This window comes from Vibrio sp. A2-1, from assembly GCF_021728355.1.
Classification (GTDB): Bacteria; Pseudomonadota; Gammaproteobacteria; order Enterobacterales; family Vibrionaceae; genus Vibrio; species Vibrio splendidus_K.
Map to the genome: position 1 here is coordinate 1262686 of NZ_JAKKCO010000001.1, position 16171 is coordinate 1278856.

At 44.5% G+C, this 16171-nt stretch carries 14 protein-coding genes; 9 read left to right on the top strand and 5 right to left on the bottom strand.

The genetic code is table 11. The features are described 5' to 3' along the window. Positions 1–89 precede the first annotated feature (89 nt). From L3V33_RS05295 to arsB, 3 genes are all read left to right on the top strand, one after another. A complete protein-coding gene (locus L3V33_RS05295) occupies positions 90–608 on the top strand; it encodes an HPP family protein (RefSeq protein WP_171329931.1) in 519 nt (172 codons plus the stop codon). A 119-nt stretch (positions 609–727) separates the two neighbouring features. Next, positions 728–1069 (top strand): metalloregulator ArsR/SmtB family transcription factor, encoded by a 342-nt coding sequence (locus tag L3V33_RS05300; RefSeq protein WP_237289613.1) that lies wholly within the window; start codon positions 728–730, stop codon positions 1067–1069. 102 nt (positions 1070–1171) lie between these two features. Further along, positions 1172–2227 carry an ACR3 family arsenite efflux transporter gene (arsB, locus tag L3V33_RS05305; protein ID WP_237289623.1) on the top strand — a complete coding sequence of 352 codons (1056 nt, stop codon included), beginning with the start codon at positions 1172–1174 and terminating at the stop codon, positions 2225–2227. 71 nt (positions 2228–2298) lie between these two features. Here the strand turns inward: arsB and L3V33_RS05310 are convergent, their stop codons facing one another. Next, a complete protein-coding gene (locus tag L3V33_RS05310) occupies positions 2299–3180 on the bottom strand; it encodes a LysR family transcriptional regulator (RefSeq protein WP_171307548.1) in 882 nt (293 codons plus the stop codon). A 128-nt stretch (positions 3181–3308) separates the two neighbouring features. On the opposite strand from L3V33_RS05310, the gene L3V33_RS05315 reads away from it, so the two are divergent. The 5 genes from L3V33_RS05315 to glpD all read left to right on the top strand — a co-directional run bounded on the left by L3V33_RS05315 (position 3309) and on the right by glpD (position 9532). Continuing rightward, positions 3309–3740 carry a PACE efflux transporter gene (locus L3V33_RS05315; protein WP_048660946.1) on the top strand — a complete coding sequence of 144 codons (432 nt, stop codon included), beginning with the start codon at positions 3309–3311 and terminating at the stop codon, positions 3738–3740. 447 nt (positions 3741–4187) lie between these two features. Then, positions 4188–5042, top strand: a complete 855-nt coding sequence (locus L3V33_RS05320) for an MIP/aquaporin family protein (RefSeq protein WP_004732234.1) — start codon at positions 4188–4190, stop codon at positions 5040–5042. 59 nt (positions 5043–5101) lie between these two features. After that, the gene (glpK, locus tag L3V33_RS05325) at positions 5102–6625 is read left to right on the top strand and encodes a glycerol kinase GlpK (RefSeq protein ID WP_065206658.1); all 1524 of its coding nucleotides are present in this window, start codon (positions 5102–5104) and stop codon (positions 6623–6625) included. Between the two features lie 292 nt (positions 6626–6917). Beyond that, entirely contained in the window at positions 6918–7703 is a 786-nt protein-coding gene (locus L3V33_RS05330; protein ID WP_004732237.1) for a DeoR/GlpR family transcriptional regulator, read from the top strand. Between the two features lie 269 nt (positions 7704–7972). After that, entirely contained in the window at positions 7973–9532 is a 1560-nt protein-coding gene (gene glpD / locus L3V33_RS05335; protein WP_114635755.1) for a glycerol-3-phosphate dehydrogenase, read from the top strand. Positions 9533–9805: 273 nt separating this feature from the next. Here glpD and L3V33_RS05340 read toward each other — a convergent pair whose 3' ends face one another. Together L3V33_RS05340 and L3V33_RS05345 are read right to left on the bottom strand one after the other, a co-directional pair. After that, on the bottom strand, positions 9806–10042 hold the full coding sequence (locus L3V33_RS05340; protein WP_009845921.1) for a YdcH family protein: 237 nt from the start codon (positions 10040–10042) through the stop codon (positions 9806–9808). 697 nt (positions 10043–10739) lie between these two features. Next, positions 10740–11177 carry a MarR family transcriptional regulator gene (locus L3V33_RS05345; RefSeq protein ID WP_146455059.1) on the bottom strand — a complete coding sequence of 146 codons (438 nt, stop codon included), beginning with the start codon at positions 11175–11177 and terminating at the stop codon, positions 10740–10742. 230 nt (positions 11178–11407) lie between these two features. On the opposite strand from L3V33_RS05345, the gene L3V33_RS05350 reads away from it, so the two are divergent. Continuing rightward, entirely contained in the window at positions 11408–13117 is a 1710-nt protein-coding gene (locus L3V33_RS05350; RefSeq protein WP_171315282.1) for an amidohydrolase, read from the top strand. Between the two features lie 173 nt (positions 13118–13290). On the opposite strand, the gene L3V33_RS05355 is transcribed toward L3V33_RS05350, so the two are convergent. Beyond that, entirely contained in the window at positions 13291–14535 is a 1245-nt protein-coding gene (locus tag L3V33_RS05355) for an NADH:flavin oxidoreductase/NADH oxidase family protein (protein WP_237289625.1), read from the bottom strand. Positions 14536–14709: 174 nt separating this feature from the next. Next, the gene (locus L3V33_RS05360) at positions 14710–16158 is read right to left on the bottom strand and encodes a DUF1254 domain-containing protein (RefSeq protein ID WP_237289633.1); all 1449 of its coding nucleotides are present in this window, start codon (positions 16156–16158) and stop codon (positions 14710–14712) included. Positions 16159–16171 lie beyond the last annotated feature (13 nt).

The following is a 16171-nucleotide window of genomic DNA, read 5'->3' on the forward strand; positions in this document are numbered from 1 at the left end:
TGCCAACAGTGTACAGATCTGTATCATTCAACTCAACAAGTACAGATCTGTACACTTTGTGTTTTTAGTCTTGAAAGAGGTAAGTCGCGATGATGAAAAAACTAATCGGCGGAGGTGAACTTCCACCACGGGCAACGTTCAGCCAGTTAATAAAGGGATTTGTTGGTGGCACGGTAGGCATCTTGTTTTTATGTTTACTCGCAGAGCAATCTGAAGTTCCTTGGTTGATGGCACCTTTTGGCGCGACTTGTGTTCTCTTATTTGCCGTTCCAACATCGCCTCTCGCTCAACCAAGGAACATCATCGCTGGTCACTTTATCTCTGCTGCGGTTGGGTTGATCGCACTGTATGGGTTTGGTGATTCTTATTTAGTAATGGCGATGGCAGTAGGCTCGGCAATCATGTTGATGCAATATTTCCGCGCAGTTCATCCGCCAGCAGGAGCTAACCCAATCGTCATCGCGTTAGCTGGCACATCGGCTGTGAATTGGACTTTCCTATTTACCCCAGTTTTAATTGGTAGCATTGCATTGGTTTGTGTTGGGGCCATGCTCAATAACACATCAGCACACCAGAAGTGGCCGCTTTACTGGGTAGGAAAATCTTAAATCGACCTTAAGGTTGCCCATTCCTGTCAGGCAATAAACAAATTAGCGTTGACCAATAAAAGAAATAGGCTTACTATCAATCGTCTTTTAACGATTAGTAGTAAGTGAGCCCACTAAGTATGACTGCAACATGCCAAGCAACAGATAGCTGTTCTCTACCTCTTCCGCCAAGTAATGCTGAAGCAGAAAAAGAGATGGCTGCGTTAGCAAAAGCACTCGCTCATCCAGCGAGAATTCGCATACTTAGTATCTTGTCCGCTTTAGAAAAGTCGGGCGGCTGCTTGAACAGTGATCTGGTGAGTGAGTTGGGTTTAGCTCAATCAACCGTATCAGAGCACCTAAGAATCTTGAAAACCTCAGGCTTCATCACTGCTGAATCGATACCACCGAAGATGTGCTATCGCATTAACCGAGATAATATTCAGCAATTTGAATCGCTTATCGACACCATTTTAAAATAGATTAACCACGCTTAGATTGTCGAACACAATAAACTAAGCGTATTTTTTGCCTTTAAATATCGTTTTTCGACGATTAACGATAACAACCAAAGAGATAATATAATGAAACCAAAATTAGGTTTTCTCGATCGCTACTTAACGCTGTGGATCTTCATCGCCATGGGCATTGGTGTACTGCTTGGCACCTTGTTCCCACAAATCGAACAGTGGAACGAATCAATGTCTGTTGGCACAACCAACATTCCACTGGCAATTGGCCTTATCTTAATGATGTACCCACCTCTGGCTAAGGTTAACTACAGCCTGCTAGGCACCGTGGTAAAAGATAAGAAAGCGATCAAACTATCTTTGATCATGAACTGGTTTGTCGGCCCAATTCTGATGTTTGTGTTGGCGCTAACATTCTTAGGCGACCACCCAGGTTACATGGTCGGTGTGATTCTGATTGGTCTAGCTCGTTGTGTGGCAATGGTTCTGGTTTGGAACGACATCGGCGGTGGTAACAAAGAGTACGGCGCGGCATTGGTTGCTCTAAACAGTGCATTCCAAGTGGTGAGCTACAGCTTTATGGCGTGGTTGTTCATCAGCGTTCTACCACCGGTATTCGGTTACGAAGGCATGATGGTTGATATCTCAATGATCGATATTGCACACAGTGTTCTTATCTACCTAGGTATCCCATTCCTAGCAGGCTTCCTAAGCCGTAAGATCCTTGTGTCGATGAAGGGTGAGCAGTGGTACAACGATGTGTTTATTCCTCGCATCTCGCCAATCACACTGATTGCTCTACTGGCGACTATCGTGCTGATGTTCAGCCTAAAAGGCGAGATGATTGTTGAACTGCCAATGGACGTATTGTTGATTGCGGTTCCTCTAACCATCTACTTCACAGCGATGTTCTTCATCAGCTTCTTCATTGGTAAGAAGATGGGTATTGAATACGACAAGAACGCATCAATTGCATTCACAGCGACAGGTAACAACTTCGAGCTAGCAATCGCAGTGGCAATCTCAGTATTCGGTATCAACTCAGACCAAGCGTTTGCCGGTGTTATCGGTCCACTGATTGAAGTACCTGTGTTGATTTACCTAGTGAACGTGGCGCTTAAGATGAAAGACAAGTACTACAACGGTCTGACGGTTAAATCTAGCATCTAGCAGAAGATTAGAAAAACTAAGGGCTTACCTTTCGGGGTAAGCCCTTTCATTTGTCTACGGTTTGGAAAAAATCAATCGAGTAAGGTTTTGAGATTGTCTTCCAACCACAGCAAGCCCGGCCCTTTCATCGCTTTCTTGGAGATCACCAAATCGACAGGAGGTGACCATGTTTTATGGTCAAACGAGACGTTTATCTGGTTAAGCTTTCCCTGTTGAATCTCATGTTTCACCAAATAACTCGGTAAGTATGCCCAACCCACCGAGCTATGTACGATCATCTCCTTGATGGCAACAAAGCTGTTCGCCCACCACACCTTGCCCGCGACTACAGGAAAATGGTCAATCACCTTACCTTTGTTGCCTCGTAGAATAAGCTGTCGATGAGAAATAAAGTCGGGCAACTTCGCAACTGACACTTCAGCTAAAGCATGACTTGGATGACACACGGCAACAAAAGGCAGATTACCGATAAAGCACGGCTCTGAATCGGCATGAAAAGCGAGGTCAGTAAACATCAGGCCGATATCTGCGCGGTCTTGTGACACCAAGCGGTTCACATCGGTACTCGCCGCTGCCATTAACTCAATTTCTGTCGCTGGGAATGTTCGGCTGAACTTATCCAACACCTTAGGCAATGAAGGAAGTAACAAGGCATCGTCTAAAGCGATACGCAGTAGCCCTTCCTCTTGATTATTGATGGCATTGACCGACGAGTTGAGATCTTCCACTTGTAGAATAATCGCTTTGACCTGCTTGAAAATCTGATGACCTTGCGCCGTCAGCGTTGGCTTGCGTGTCGAACGGTCAAAAAGTTGAACATTAAAATCTATTTCAAGATTACTGATACCTTGGCTCACCGCCGACTGTACCTTACCTAACTCGCGAGCACTGGCAGAAAATGACCCTAATTCAACGGCATACACAAACATCTTCAGCTGTTCTATGTTGTACATTCGGTGCCTCTCAATACTTACTATCACTATATGTGATGTTAACTATCTTTATATTATCACTTAAATAGATATTATCTAGCCAAGTCATTAGCCCATAGAGGCTAGAAAAACATAAAGAGAGTAAAAAGATGTCACATAAAGAACGCATGTTACACATGGTGCTATTTGAAATAGTTGCTTTGGTCTTGATGGCCTTTGCTGCGACCTACATTGTCGGTGGTGGAGCGGTGAAAATGGCAGGCTTAGCTCTGTCTTTGTCGCTGATAGCAATGGGTTGGAACTACGTCTACAACTACGGTTACGACAAGATTTACGGCAGTGACCGTAGCAAAAGAACCAAAAAAACACGTATTCTGCACGGCTTAGGTTTCGAGCTGGGTTTGATGTTGGTGTCGTTCCCACTACTAATGTGGGTACTTCAACTCGATTTTTGGACGGTATTAGTGATGGATATCGGGATTGTTATCTTCTTCGTACTTTACGCGATTGCGTTCAACTGGGCGTATGACTCGATTCGAGCTCAATTGGTTGCGAAAGGAAAAGTTGCCGCTTTGGTTTAGAGCCCCAGTTCGTAGCATGTAACTAGAACAAACACCTAAATTGAAACTGCCAAACTACAACTTAGTTGGCAGTTTATTCATTTATGCATATAAGCTCATTTGTTAACTCGCTTGTTACATAGCAAAAACATCACACAGCCCTCCCTACTTAAGTCTAATAATCCGCCACTCACGAAGTAGCATCACAAATCCAAACATAAACTCCTCGTACCAGTTGCGCATTCATTTACATATAGGTAGTTTGAGCGACTTCGCAACCTATCAATTCGAGTAATGACGTTCATGCGAGCATCTTTTTCGAGCAAAAGTGTTCGGATTAACATTTCAAGTGACTTTAATTAACAATTTTATGCTCAAACGCTCACTTTTGATGTTCGTTTATTTTCGAGTTCGCAAATATATGCACAATACACGTGCTAGATAAGCAAAACTAAAAAGGACTCGAACATGACAACAAACAAACACCCTTCTTTATTTGGGCAATGCTTGGCTGAATTTATCGGTACAGGATTACTCATATTCTTTGGCGTTGGCTGTGTGGCCGCTCTAGTATTAACTGGTGCGACATTCGGACAATGGGAAATCAGCATCATCTGGGGCTTCGGTGTTGCGATTGCAATTTACTGTACTGCCGGCGTTTCAGGCGCACACATCAACCCAGCCGTAACGATTGCACTGGCCATGTTCCATGGCTTTGATAAAGCGAAAGTGGTGCCTTACATCATTTCGCAACTGCTTGGCGCTTTCTGCTCTGCAGCATTGGTTTACAGCCTATACAGCAACCTATTTACTGACTACGAAATCGCACATAACTTTGTTCGTAGCAGCCAAGACGCACTATCAACTGCTGGTATCTTCTCGACTTACCCACATGCTTCACTTTCTTTCTTCGGCGCTTTTGCTGTGGAATTCGTGATTACTGCAGTGTTGATGTTTGCCATTTTAGCGTTAGGTGATGAGAACAACGGCGCATCTCGCGGTGCAATGAACCCTCTACTGATCGGTATTCTTATCGCGGTTATCGGTGGTTCTTTAGGTCCACTGACTGGCTTTGCAATGAACCCTGCTCGTGACTTCGGGCCAAAACTGTTTGCTTACTTTGCAGGTTGGGATTTCGCACTAAGCGGTGCTCGTGATATTCCTTACTTCATCGTTCCAATTCTTGCTCCAATTGCTGGTGCGTGTTTTGGTGGTTGGTTGTACCCACGTGTTATCGGTGCTTACCTACCAGTAGAAGGCCAAGGCTGCACAATTCCAAACCAATGTGAAACAGAAGAAGAAGCTGAACAAGCTCAAGCTTAATTCCTAAGCGACCCTACATTTACTAAAATATAAATAACAAAAGAAAAAGGATTCTTACCATGACCGAGCAAAAATACATTGTTGCCCTAGACCAAGGCACCACAAGTTCTCGCGCTGTAATCCTCGATCACGATGCAAACATCGTTAGTTCTTCTCAACGAGAATTTACTCAGATTTATCCAAAAGCCGGTTGGGTTGAGCACGATCCAATGGAAATCTGGGCGACTCAAAGCTCTACATTGGTTGAAGCTCTTGCTAAAGCAGGCATCCGCAGCGATGAGCTAGCGGGTATCGGTATCACTAACCAACGTGAAACCACCATTGTTTGGAACAAAGAGACAGGCAAGCCTGTTTATAACGCAATCGTATGGCAGTGTCGCCGTACAGCAGACATCTGTGAAGACCTAAAAGCTCGTGGCCTAGAAGACTACGTACGTGACAATACAGGCTTAGTCCTTGACCCGTATTTCTCAGGTACCAAAGTAAAATGGATTCTAGACAACGTTGAAGGTGCTCGCGAAGACGCTGAAGCTGGCAAACTACTGTTCGGTACGGTTGATACTTGGTTGGTTTGGAAAATGACTCAAGGACGTGTTCACGTTACGGATTACACCAACGCGTCACGTACTATGTTGTTCAACATCAATGATCTATGCTGGGATCAGAAGCTACTTGATGAAATGGGCATTCCAGCAGTCATGATGCCTGAAGTGAAGCGCTCTTCAGAGGTTTACGGTCAAACGAACCTTGGTGGTAAAGGCGGTACGCGTATCCCAATCGCGGGTATTGCCGGTGACCAACAAGCTGCACTTTACGGTCAAATGTGTGTAGAAGCAGGCCAAGCTAAGAATACTTACGGCACGGGTTGTTTCCTTCTAATGAACACAGGCCAAGAGAAAGTAACATCGAAGAATGGTCTACTAACAACGCTAGCATGTGGCCCTAAAGGTGAACCTGCATACGCGCTTGAAGGTGCGGTATTCATGGGTGGCGCATCTATCCAATGGCTACGTGATGAAATGAAGCTACTGGCTGGTGCAGAAGACTCTGAGTACTTCGCAACCAAAGTAGACTCTTCAAACGGCGTTTACGTGGTTCCTGCATTTACTGGCCTAGGCGCGCCATACTGGGATGCTTATGCTCGCGGTACGATTGTCGGCCTAACTCGTGGTGTTAACTCTAACCACATCATCCGTGCAACGCTGGAAGGTATTGCTTACCAAACGCGTGACGTACTAGACGCGATGCAAGCTGACTCAGGCATCAAGCTAGCGAAACTACGTGTTGATGGCGGCGCAGTAGCGAACAACTTCCTAATGCAGTTCCAATCAGACGTACTTGATACTGAAGTTCACCGCCCTGAAGTAACGGAAGTGACTGCTCTGGGTGCCGCTTACCTTGCAGGCCTTGCTGTTGGTTTCTGGGACAGCATCGACGAACTTCAAGACAAAGCCGTTCTTGACCGCACCTTCATGCCGCACCACGACGAAGAAAAACGTAACCGCCGTTACAAAGGTTGGAAACGTGCTATCAAGTGTGCACAGGTTTGGTCTGAGCTGCACGATGACGATGACAACGAGTAATACTAAGTACTCAGCTAATCGTTAATCATTAGCCGTTGACCTAGAAACTCGAGCAATCTAATCGACTAGATTGTTCGAACCTCAGCAAACGAAACTAAAAAGAGCACTATTTTGTGCTCTTTTTTGCGTTTCAGGCTCAAATTCCACGTTTTGCGCAGCGTTTTTGCGGTTTAGACATGATTCCTTACCATCATTACTTCTCTCTTTTCATCAATTCGAGCACAATAGCGTGAGTTTATATTTTCGATTTTGACGCGCTAGAGCCCTTTGCGCGCAGGGAGTGGTAAGTTAAGTGAAGCAGATACCAAGACACCAGCAGATTGTAGATCTGGTAAAAACACAAGGATATGTGAGTACCGAAGAGCTCGTTGAAAAGTTCGATGTCAGCCCACAAACCATCAGACGAGACCTCAATGAACTTGCCGATAGCAACAAAATTCGTCGCTATCATGGTGGTGCAACCATTCCTTTAAGCTCGGAAAACACCTCGTATAACACGCGTAAAGCGCTTAACTTCAACGAAAAAGACGTGATCGCCGACGAACTGGTTAAGCACATTCCAGATGGCGCAACCCTGTTTGTTGATATAGGCACTACACCAGAATCAGTCGCTCGCGCACTCAACAAAAATCACAAACAATTAAGAGTCGTGACCAACAACATCAATGTTGCGAGCATCCTTCTACCTAACCCAGAGATCAAGGTTATCTTGGCGGGCGGTGAAGTACGTAACCGCGATGGTGGCATTGTTGGTGAAGCGACACTCGATTTCGTGAAGCAGTTCCGCCTCGATTTCGGCATCTTAGGTATTAGCGGCATCGACTTTGATGGCTCACTGCTCGATTTTGATTACCACGAAGTTCGTGTGAAACAAGCCATCATCGAAAACAGCCGCAGTATCTTCTTAGCCGTAGACCACACTAAGTTTGGTCGTAACGCGATGGTTAAGCTCGGCAATATCTCCCAGGCGCATATGGTGTTTACCAACAAACAGCCACCAGAAGAGATTCTGAACATCCTTAAAGACTCAGCAATACCATTAGAAGTGATCGATACTGCTCGTCCTGTGAGCGAATAACTCAACATATGTGCTCAGTGACGCCATTTTCTTAAATGAATCACGATTCTTTATAGAAAAGTTAAAAAAGTAAAACTTGCTCGCTGTCACTGTCGCTTCTATGCTCGAATTAGACTTATTTGAACCTCTGCTTTCATAAGCAGAGGTTTTTTTATGCCCAAATCACATAAAACGCGCATAAACGAAAATAATAAATGACCGCAAACGAAAGTTCATATAGGATTCAATTATGTTCTAAAATGCTCGTTCGCTCAGAAGAGGTCAAAACCATGAGTGCTCAACAAAATAATTCAAACAACAGTACATCTTCCACTTTAGACTTGATCGTGATTGGCGGCGGCATCAATGGTGCAGGCATCGCGGCAGATGCATCAGGTCGTGGTCTAAACGTTGGCTTATACGAAGCAAATGATTTCGCCTCTGCGACATCTTCCGCTAGCTCAAAGCTTATCCACGGTGGCCTACGCTACCTTGAACATTACGAATTTCGTTTGGTTTCAGAAGCACTCGCTGAACGTGAAGTCTTGTTAAGAAAAGCGCCTCATGTTGCTCAACCAATGCGTTTCCGTTTACCTCATCGACCATTTTTACGCCCAGCTTGGATGATTCGCTGTGGCCTATTCCTTTACGATAACTTAGGTAAACGCACCACACTTCCTGGAAGTAAAACGGTGAACTTGGCTAAATCAGGTTTACTGAAGCCAGAAATGAAGACAGGTTTCGAATACTCAGATTGCTGGGTTGATGATGCGCGAATGGTATTGCTCAACGTTTTGGCAGCAAAAGAAAACAACGCTGAAGTACGTAACTACTGCCGTGTTGAAAAAGCGCACCGTGAAGGTGGTATTTGGCATGTGACGATCCTTGATGTCATGACAAACCAACGCTTTGAACGCAAAGCAAAAGCGCTTGTTAACGCTGCTGGTCCTTGGGTTAAACAGTTCTTTGATGATGGATTAGAGCAGGCTTCGCCTCGTAACATTCGTCTTATCAAAGGCTCACACATTGTTGTGCCACGCATTCATGACGAACCACAAGCGTACATTCTGCAAAACAAAGACAATCGTATTGTGTTCATGATCCCTTACCTAGATAAGTTCTCGATCATCGGCACTACCGACCTTGAATACAAAGGCGACCCACGTAACGTCGCAATTGATGATGTAGAAGTGGATTACTTGATTGATATCGTTAACCAGCACTTTGTTAAACAGCTTGGCCGTGAAGACGTGGTTTGGACATACAGTGGCGTAAGACCACTTTGTGACGACGAATCTGATTCACCACAAGCGATCACTCGTGACTACACATTGGAATTGGACGCAGAGCTCGATCAAGCACCACTGCTTTCGATCTTCGGTGGCAAGTTGACCACTTATCGTAAGCTAGGCGAAGCAGCACTTAAGAAGTTAGAACCACACCTAACCAATATGGGTGCGCCTTGGACAGCCAACAACACGCTTCCAGGTGGTAACTTCAGCTGTAGCAGAGAGCAACTTGCGAAGATGATCCATACTAAATACCCTTGGGCATCTGAAGCGTTGCTGCTTCGCTACGTGACTCAATTCGGAACTTACACGTGGAAACTACTGGAAGGTGCGAATAGCGAAGCTGACCTTGGCAGCCAATTCTCAAGCGAAGCCCATGGCGTTTATCAAGTTGAAATCGATTACTTGATCAATGAAGAGATGGCGATGACTGACGAAGACATCTTGTGGCGCAGAACCAAGCTTGGCCTGTACATGAGTGAATCAGAGCAGCAAGCAGTAACGGATTACCTGAAAGAGAAACTACAAAGCAAAGTAGTGAGCTTTTCTCAAGTAGGTTAACCCCACCAGCCTAAACATGGTTCAAGAACATACTTAACAACGAAGCTTAGCGTCCCCCGCGCTAAGCTTTTTTACATCCGCCCTATTTACAAAATCTTAGTGCTAATTGAGTTTGCCTATATCTACGGTTTCTTGTATCTAAATATTCTCATGCGTTCAGATAGAGACTGGAACGCAGAAACGAAAAAAACTCCCGAAGGAGTTTTTATTGTCTCAATCTGCAATCCGCTAACTAACTATTTAATTTAGCTATTCAGCAAAATAACCCGCTAGCTAGGCAATTAAACGAGCATGCAGTGAATCTTTAAGCTCAGAACGATCATGTTTTAGTTGGTGCATCGAGCCGTCATCAATGGGTGAATCTTTCAGCTCTAGTTTACGAATCTCTTTATCAAGGTTGTCGTATGTCTTCATATCTTCTGCAAAGCCATCGTCAGTTTTAGCAAGCTCAGCAATTTTGTCTTTCATTTCAGGAAATTCGTGAACAAGAGAGTGATTTTCACCTAGCATAGAAACCTCTTAAGTTGAGTAAAGTGATTGGTATTAAGCACATTTCATTATTAACCTTAGCAAGTGCTTCAAATAACAAATGAGATCCAGTACACAGCCTAGAATATAGACAATTCAGATTCACAAATTTACAACATCAGTCGGTGGGATACGCTGTTTTACATAGAAGAAAGCCTCATGTAATCACAAGGCTTTTTAGGGGGGCTCTTTATAAGAACAGTGACAAAAATGATAATAACAGTAGCTAAAAAGTATTTTCAAAAAAGGATTAGCTGCTACACCCACCAGAATGAACTCGATTCATTTGATCATGTGAAGATGTGTCAGAGCCTGTCGATTGGCATCCTGCCACAAACAATAGCGTTACAGATAAGATAAGCCATTTCATAATTAATCCTCTTTTTGTCATGACTAAAGCATAGTGCTTAAAAACGCAGATACCTCAGCCATTAACTAAAGCCTTACCTACCGATAAAGCCTTGGTTAATGAACAAAGCATTGCTTCATTAATCAACGACCGTTGAAAACCATAAAAACTTTCAAAAGCGAACAATAAACAACCATAACCCTATCGTTCTTCGCAAAAAACAAGCAAGTAGCAAAATCGGCAAACGCAGATTAAAGTGGACTCCGCTGGTTTACTAACTACTTAATTAAGTTTGACCGACATGCTATATAGCAGTCTGGGTATAAAAACTTACTTAGCGAATGTCTCTTTCACATTATTAATCATTTGGCGATTAACTCGCTTCACTATCTCTAACTCTTCCTCGCTAATTCCGGCACTCAGAATATCATTCCAGTCGCCAATGATTTTGATCAGTTTTGGCTTAAGCTCTAATGCCTTTTCTGTTGGATAAACCAACTTAGAACGAGCGTCGTTTGGGTTACGCTTACGAGTAATCATCCCTTTGTCGACAAGCTGTTTCAATACTCGAGTCGCCATGGCTTTATCCACCTGCACCTTCGAAACCAGCACTTCCTGAGACACCCCTTGAGCAGTGTATAACTCCATAACGAATGGCAACTGAGAAAATGAAATATCATGCTGCTCTAACAAGTGGCTTACGATACTTAGCTCTTGTCGATAAAGAATAGAAACTTGTCTGCTTATTGGATCTTTTCTTGGGCTCACTTAATTGTCCTCAATAATAATTAGTTGACACATCAACTAATTGAGTGCGAGAATGTTGACATATCAACTAATTATCTTACAAATACAGTCCGCTTAACAGTAATAAAACACTAAATACCAGTAATTAAATACTGAGTAACAAGGCGCTGGGGCTATTTGTGACTTATTAGAAGCTACCGACAATTACTATTTTCGCCATCCATAACGTTCACACATAACAGGGGATACGCATGAAGACGACTTACCCACCTTTGCTGCTTTCGGCACTTATCGCGACACTTTCCTACTCGGTTAACGCTACAAGTAGCGCTACAACCACCATTGCGTACGTCAATGGCAATATCTATACGGGAGTAGCGCCAGATCACTATGCAAAATCCCTGATCATTAAGGATGGTATTTTCACCTATGTGGGTGACAATGCACTACAAAGCCTTAAAGATCCTAGTCAAGCTACAGTCATCGACCTAAAGGGCAGCACCGTTGTTCCCGGCCTATACGATAGTCATATTCATCCTATTGGAGCGGGTGAGAAACTGCTGTTTGAATGCAACTTCCCACAATCGGCCTCTCTTGATGAGATCTTTAAGACCGTTGAAGGATGTGCTCAAAGTATTCCAGAAGGGAACTGGATAATCGGCGGTAGTTGGAGTGCAGAGACACTACAACACGCGAATGCCGAAACTTTAAAAAAATTGGATAAGGCATCTCAAGGACGACCGGTATTGCTCACTGATTTCAGTCACCACAATGTGTGGGCGAACACTGCAGCAATGGACAAGGCCGGTGTCACTGCAGGCTATGCGGATACCTATGGTAACCTTGTAATTACAGACAACAACAAAGCATTAACTGGATTCTTTCTTGAGCAAGCAGGTAAGCCACTGCAAGCCGTTGTGCCACCTCGCACCGACACTGACTATAAAATGGCCGCTCAAAAGGCAATCTCTGAGTTAAACAAAGTTGGTATTATTGGCGTTAAAGATTCATATGTTTTTGACAAGGAATACAAGGCCTGGAAAGCTCTAGATGACGAAGGCTCGCTCACAGCAAACGTCGCACTCTCTTGGGGTTGGCCGAGTGACAACAACCTCACCCAAGAGCAAAAACAGCAAGCGTTTAAAAAGATGGCGAAACCTAGCTCTGGCCACCTCAATACTATGTTTGCCAAGATGACGCTCGATGGCATCCCACCGACCAAAACAGCAGCGATGTTGGCACCCTACAACCCTGTAGAACAAAAAATTCTCGGCACACTCAACTACTCAGAAACATTACTGGCCACCAACCTGATGTGGCTAGACAGTAACGGCTACACAACCCAAGTACACGCAGTCGGTGACCGAGCAAGCAGAACGATGCTCAATGCCGTAGAAAAAGTGCGTGAGGTACAAGGGAGTTCTGGTCTAAGACATGAAATTGCTCATGCGTGTATTGTCGATCCAAGCGATATAGCTCGATTTTCAGAGCTCAATGTGGTGCCCAACTTCTCGCCAATTTTCTGGTATCCAAGCCCAATTCAAACCGGCTTAGAGAAGATATTAGGCAAAGAACGCGCAACACGAAACTGTGAAATGAAGACACTCTCAGAGAACGGCTCTTTACCAACTGGAGGTTCTGATTGGCCAGTTTCACCAGACGTAAACCCTTGGAAAGCAATGGAATCGATGGTGACTCGTCAGGATCCAAATGGTTTAAGCCCTGATGAAACACTTTGGCCAGAACAACGTGTCACTATCGAGCAGGCTATTGAAATGTATACCGTAAATGGGGCAATGGCTCAGCGCATTGATAAACAAAGTGGCTCAATTGAAGTCGGAAAGTCAGCAGATATGCTGGTGTTAAGCCAAAATGTGTTTGAGACAGAGCCTTCTGAGATTGGAGAAACCGAAGTCATAACAACAGTATTCGAAGGCAAAACGATATACAACGCTCAATAGCAGCGACTCCCCTAACAAGAAAAAGTATCAAGAGCCACTCAATGCAGTGGCTTTTTTAATTCATAGCGGCTTTCCACGTAACTCGATTCAACAGCCTACGTTAGGAACATGATAATACGTTCTTTACAAAAACGTTCGTTCCCAAAAAGTTCGAGTTGAAATTCCGTTGTTGTTTACGCTCTGCGCTTTTTGAAGGCGTGCCAGCCAGCGCTGAAAATTGTTTTTAACACCACACCGAGTGCGCTTAGTTTAGGGTCGGCGTTCTTGCCAGAAGCGATGCGCCACATCTGATGTTCATACCAAACCAGTCCTACCATCGCCACCTTGTCTAATGCGGGCTTTCCTGTGGTTGGCACCGTTAGCGGCATGCCGTGGCTAGGGTTTTCAATTAACTTGTTAGGGAAATCTGGATCAACCGCCATTGTGCGCGCAATACCAATAAAATCGGTCGCCGAGGTGTTTAATGCTTCATTCATTGCTCGCGCAGTTCGAAAGCCACCCGTGACCACCAGCGGAGTGCTCACGAGTTTTCTCACCTTAACCATGTAATCCATAAAATACGCTTCACGCTTTACTGTGCTGGTCTTCAATGGCTCGGCTTTGTTTTTCGACCCCATCATTGATGGGCTTTCATAGGTGCCACCGGAGATCTCAATCAGGTCGATACCGTTATCACTCAGTGTTTGCACAACCTGCATCGACTCTTCTTCAGTGAAGCCACCTTTCATAAAGTCAGCGCTGTTGAGCTTAATCCCGACAGGGAAATCGTCACCGACCTCTCTTCGAATCGCACGATAAACCTCAAGCACAAAACGAAGTCTGTTTTCGAGTGATCCACCCCATTTGTCTTGGCGTTGATTGTGTCTCGAAGACAAAAACTGACTAACAAGATAACCATGAGCACCGTGAATCTGCACACCAGTAAAACCCGATTGTTTTGCAAGCTTTGCACTCAGCGCGAATTTATCAATGATTGCGATTATTTCCGTCTCATTCAGAGCTCGTGGCGTATTAAAGCCTTTTTCTAATCCACGCTCTAAAGAGATAGCCGAAGGAGCAACCGGGCTATCGCATAAGAACTTAGGAATTTGCTTACCAGGATGATTCAGTTGCATCCATATCTGAGAACCACTCTGTGTTCCTGCCTTCGCCCACTCACGAAATACGGTTAAATCACTGTGCTCATCCAACACAACGTTTTTAGGTTCACCAAGCGCGCCTCTATCGACCATCACGTTGCCCGTTATGGATAGGCCAATTCCTCCTTGAGCCCAACGCTGATAGAGCGTGACTAAACCTTGCTTAGGATTATGGTATTTATCACCTAGCTGTTCACTCATTGCCGATTTGAACAGGCGATTTTTGATCACTTGGCCATTAGGAAGAGAAAAAGGGTCGTTGAGGCAGATTGGATTCATGCGCGTGGTTACTTTCTTTGGTTTATATATTGAGTCCAGTATGCCCTATTTTTCCTACAGTTCTGAGCATTTAGTGACTATTTCGAAGCAAGTTTCGCTCAATAAAAATGCCAGCGGCATAACAACTGGCATTAATCGATGATAAACGAAACCTTAAACAGGCGATTTAAGTCATCACTTTATCGTGGATTTTTTGACCTTGGTAAACGGTGTCGATTTCCATTTGTCTGTTATGACCTCTTCACCGGGCGTGTACATACGTAACACTGAATACCATTGATGATCGGGGATAGGTAAGAAATTAGGCTCATCTTCGTGCCCTTTTACATCACTACTCATGTAAATGGTGTAGCTGCCATCATCATTGGGCGTTAACGTTCTGTCTCCACGAGAATGGCGATTTAACTCGTTTTTCTCCATCAATCGGGTTTCACCACTGTAAGCCGTGTATGACCAAAAACCACCCTCTTCTAGCGGTGGCGCATCGAAGCTCACCGTGTAATCATATTTTCCGCCATCGAGCACAGCACCTTCACTATCAACGAAGTCACCGCTATACATAGTGTGCTTTGCAGGTAGCCCCCACTGGCCCATTAACGTGCCGTAGGCGTGTTGAAAGCTTGGAACCTTAGTCATTTCATCGCGTGTGCCTAATACGTCACGTGAATCATCAAAGCCCGCATTAATGATTCGTTCCAGTCCGTCTTTTTGACCAGACTCGATCATACGAAGCTGCTCTGTCGTAAATGGATGATTGGATTTGCCTAATTCAAAATCTCCCAAGCCAATATACTTAAACAGTTCAAGCAGCTTTTGATCATGCGCCTTCATTGTTCCTTCAGACAAAATGAAATTGGTTCGCTCGACCCAATTAGAGTATTCAGGATCGGGATACTCGCGCTCAACAGGAACTGGCCCTTTCTGACCTAAGTATTCCGATAACGTCCTAATATTCCATTGATCCATTAACTTTTGAGCAGTTGCAGAATCGTCACCACCAAGGTCCATGATTCGACCCATCATCTTAACCAGCGGATGCTCGACATAGATGACTCGGTCGACACTCGCAGGCACTTCACCTTTCCATCCTTCAACTGCATACATGAAACTGCCGCCTTTTGTGCCTCGCTGTGGAGAGCCAAAAGCCGAGTCAGTAAAGTGCTGCATATTCATGGTATGGAACAACCAATATCGATTGTCATCATGATCTGGAATCGTAATGATGACCGGCTCTGCCGCTAGGTCCATCCAACCCATCAAGTGTAATGTGTCATTGTTAATCGTAGGATGTGCAGTGTAAGTGTCGTCAGCAAGTATTCGAATATTTTGGAATCGATTCAAAGGGTAATCTTGCTCAACGACGGTTTTGTAAAAGTATTTGTAGGCTTCATCTATTGAGTACGCGTACTCGTAGGCAAGTTGTGCCAATAGCTGATTATCCTTTTTGAGCGACGCTAAACTCGCCATCTCAACGGGTAGAGTTTCCGTTTTTATCGCCATTGCTGTTTTTGTTGCCATAGTTGCGCTCGTCGCGTCCACGGATTGGCTCGCTAGTACCGGCGACGGAAGTGCAACCATGAAAGCACAAGCCAGTGCTGCCGCAAGTCTATTTTTTTTCATCATTTAATGTCCTAAC

Coding starts and splice junctions, on each gene's coding strand:
- L3V33_RS05295 (WP_171329931.1), top strand. CDS start 90: ATGATGAAAAAACTAATCGGCGGAGGTGAACTTCCACCACGGGCAACG.
- glpK (WP_065206658.1), top strand. CDS start 5,102: ATGACCGAGCAAAAATACATTGTTGCCCTAGACCAAGGCACCACAAGT.
- L3V33_RS05350 (WP_171315282.1), top strand. CDS start 11,408: ATGAAGACGACTTACCCACCTTTGCTGCTTTCGGCACTTATCGCGACA.
- L3V33_RS05360 (WP_237289633.1), bottom strand. CDS start 16,158: ATGATGAAAAAAAATAGACTTGCGGCAGCACTGGCTTGTGCTTTCATG.
- glpD (WP_114635755.1), top strand. CDS start 7,973: ATGAGTGCTCAACAAAATAATTCAAACAACAGTACATCTTCCACTTTA.
- L3V33_RS05310 (WP_171307548.1), bottom strand. CDS start 3,180: ATGTACAACATAGAACAGCTGAAGATGTTTGTGTATGCCGTTGAATTA.
- L3V33_RS05355 (WP_237289625.1), bottom strand. CDS start 14,535: ATGAATCCAATCTGCCTCAACGACCCTTTTTCTCTTCCTAATGGCCAA.
- L3V33_RS05320 (WP_004732234.1), top strand. CDS start 4,188: ATGACAACAAACAAACACCCTTCTTTATTTGGGCAATGCTTGGCTGAA.
- arsB (WP_237289623.1), top strand. CDS start 1,172: ATGAAACCAAAATTAGGTTTTCTCGATCGCTACTTAACGCTGTGGATC.
- L3V33_RS05315 (WP_048660946.1), top strand. CDS start 3,309: ATGTCACATAAAGAACGCATGTTACACATGGTGCTATTTGAAATAGTT.
- L3V33_RS05340 (WP_009845921.1), bottom strand. CDS start 10,042: ATGCTAGGTGAAAATCACTCTCTTGTTCACGAATTTCCTGAAATGAAA.
- L3V33_RS05300 (WP_237289613.1), top strand. CDS start 728: ATGACTGCAACATGCCAAGCAACAGATAGCTGTTCTCTACCTCTTCCG.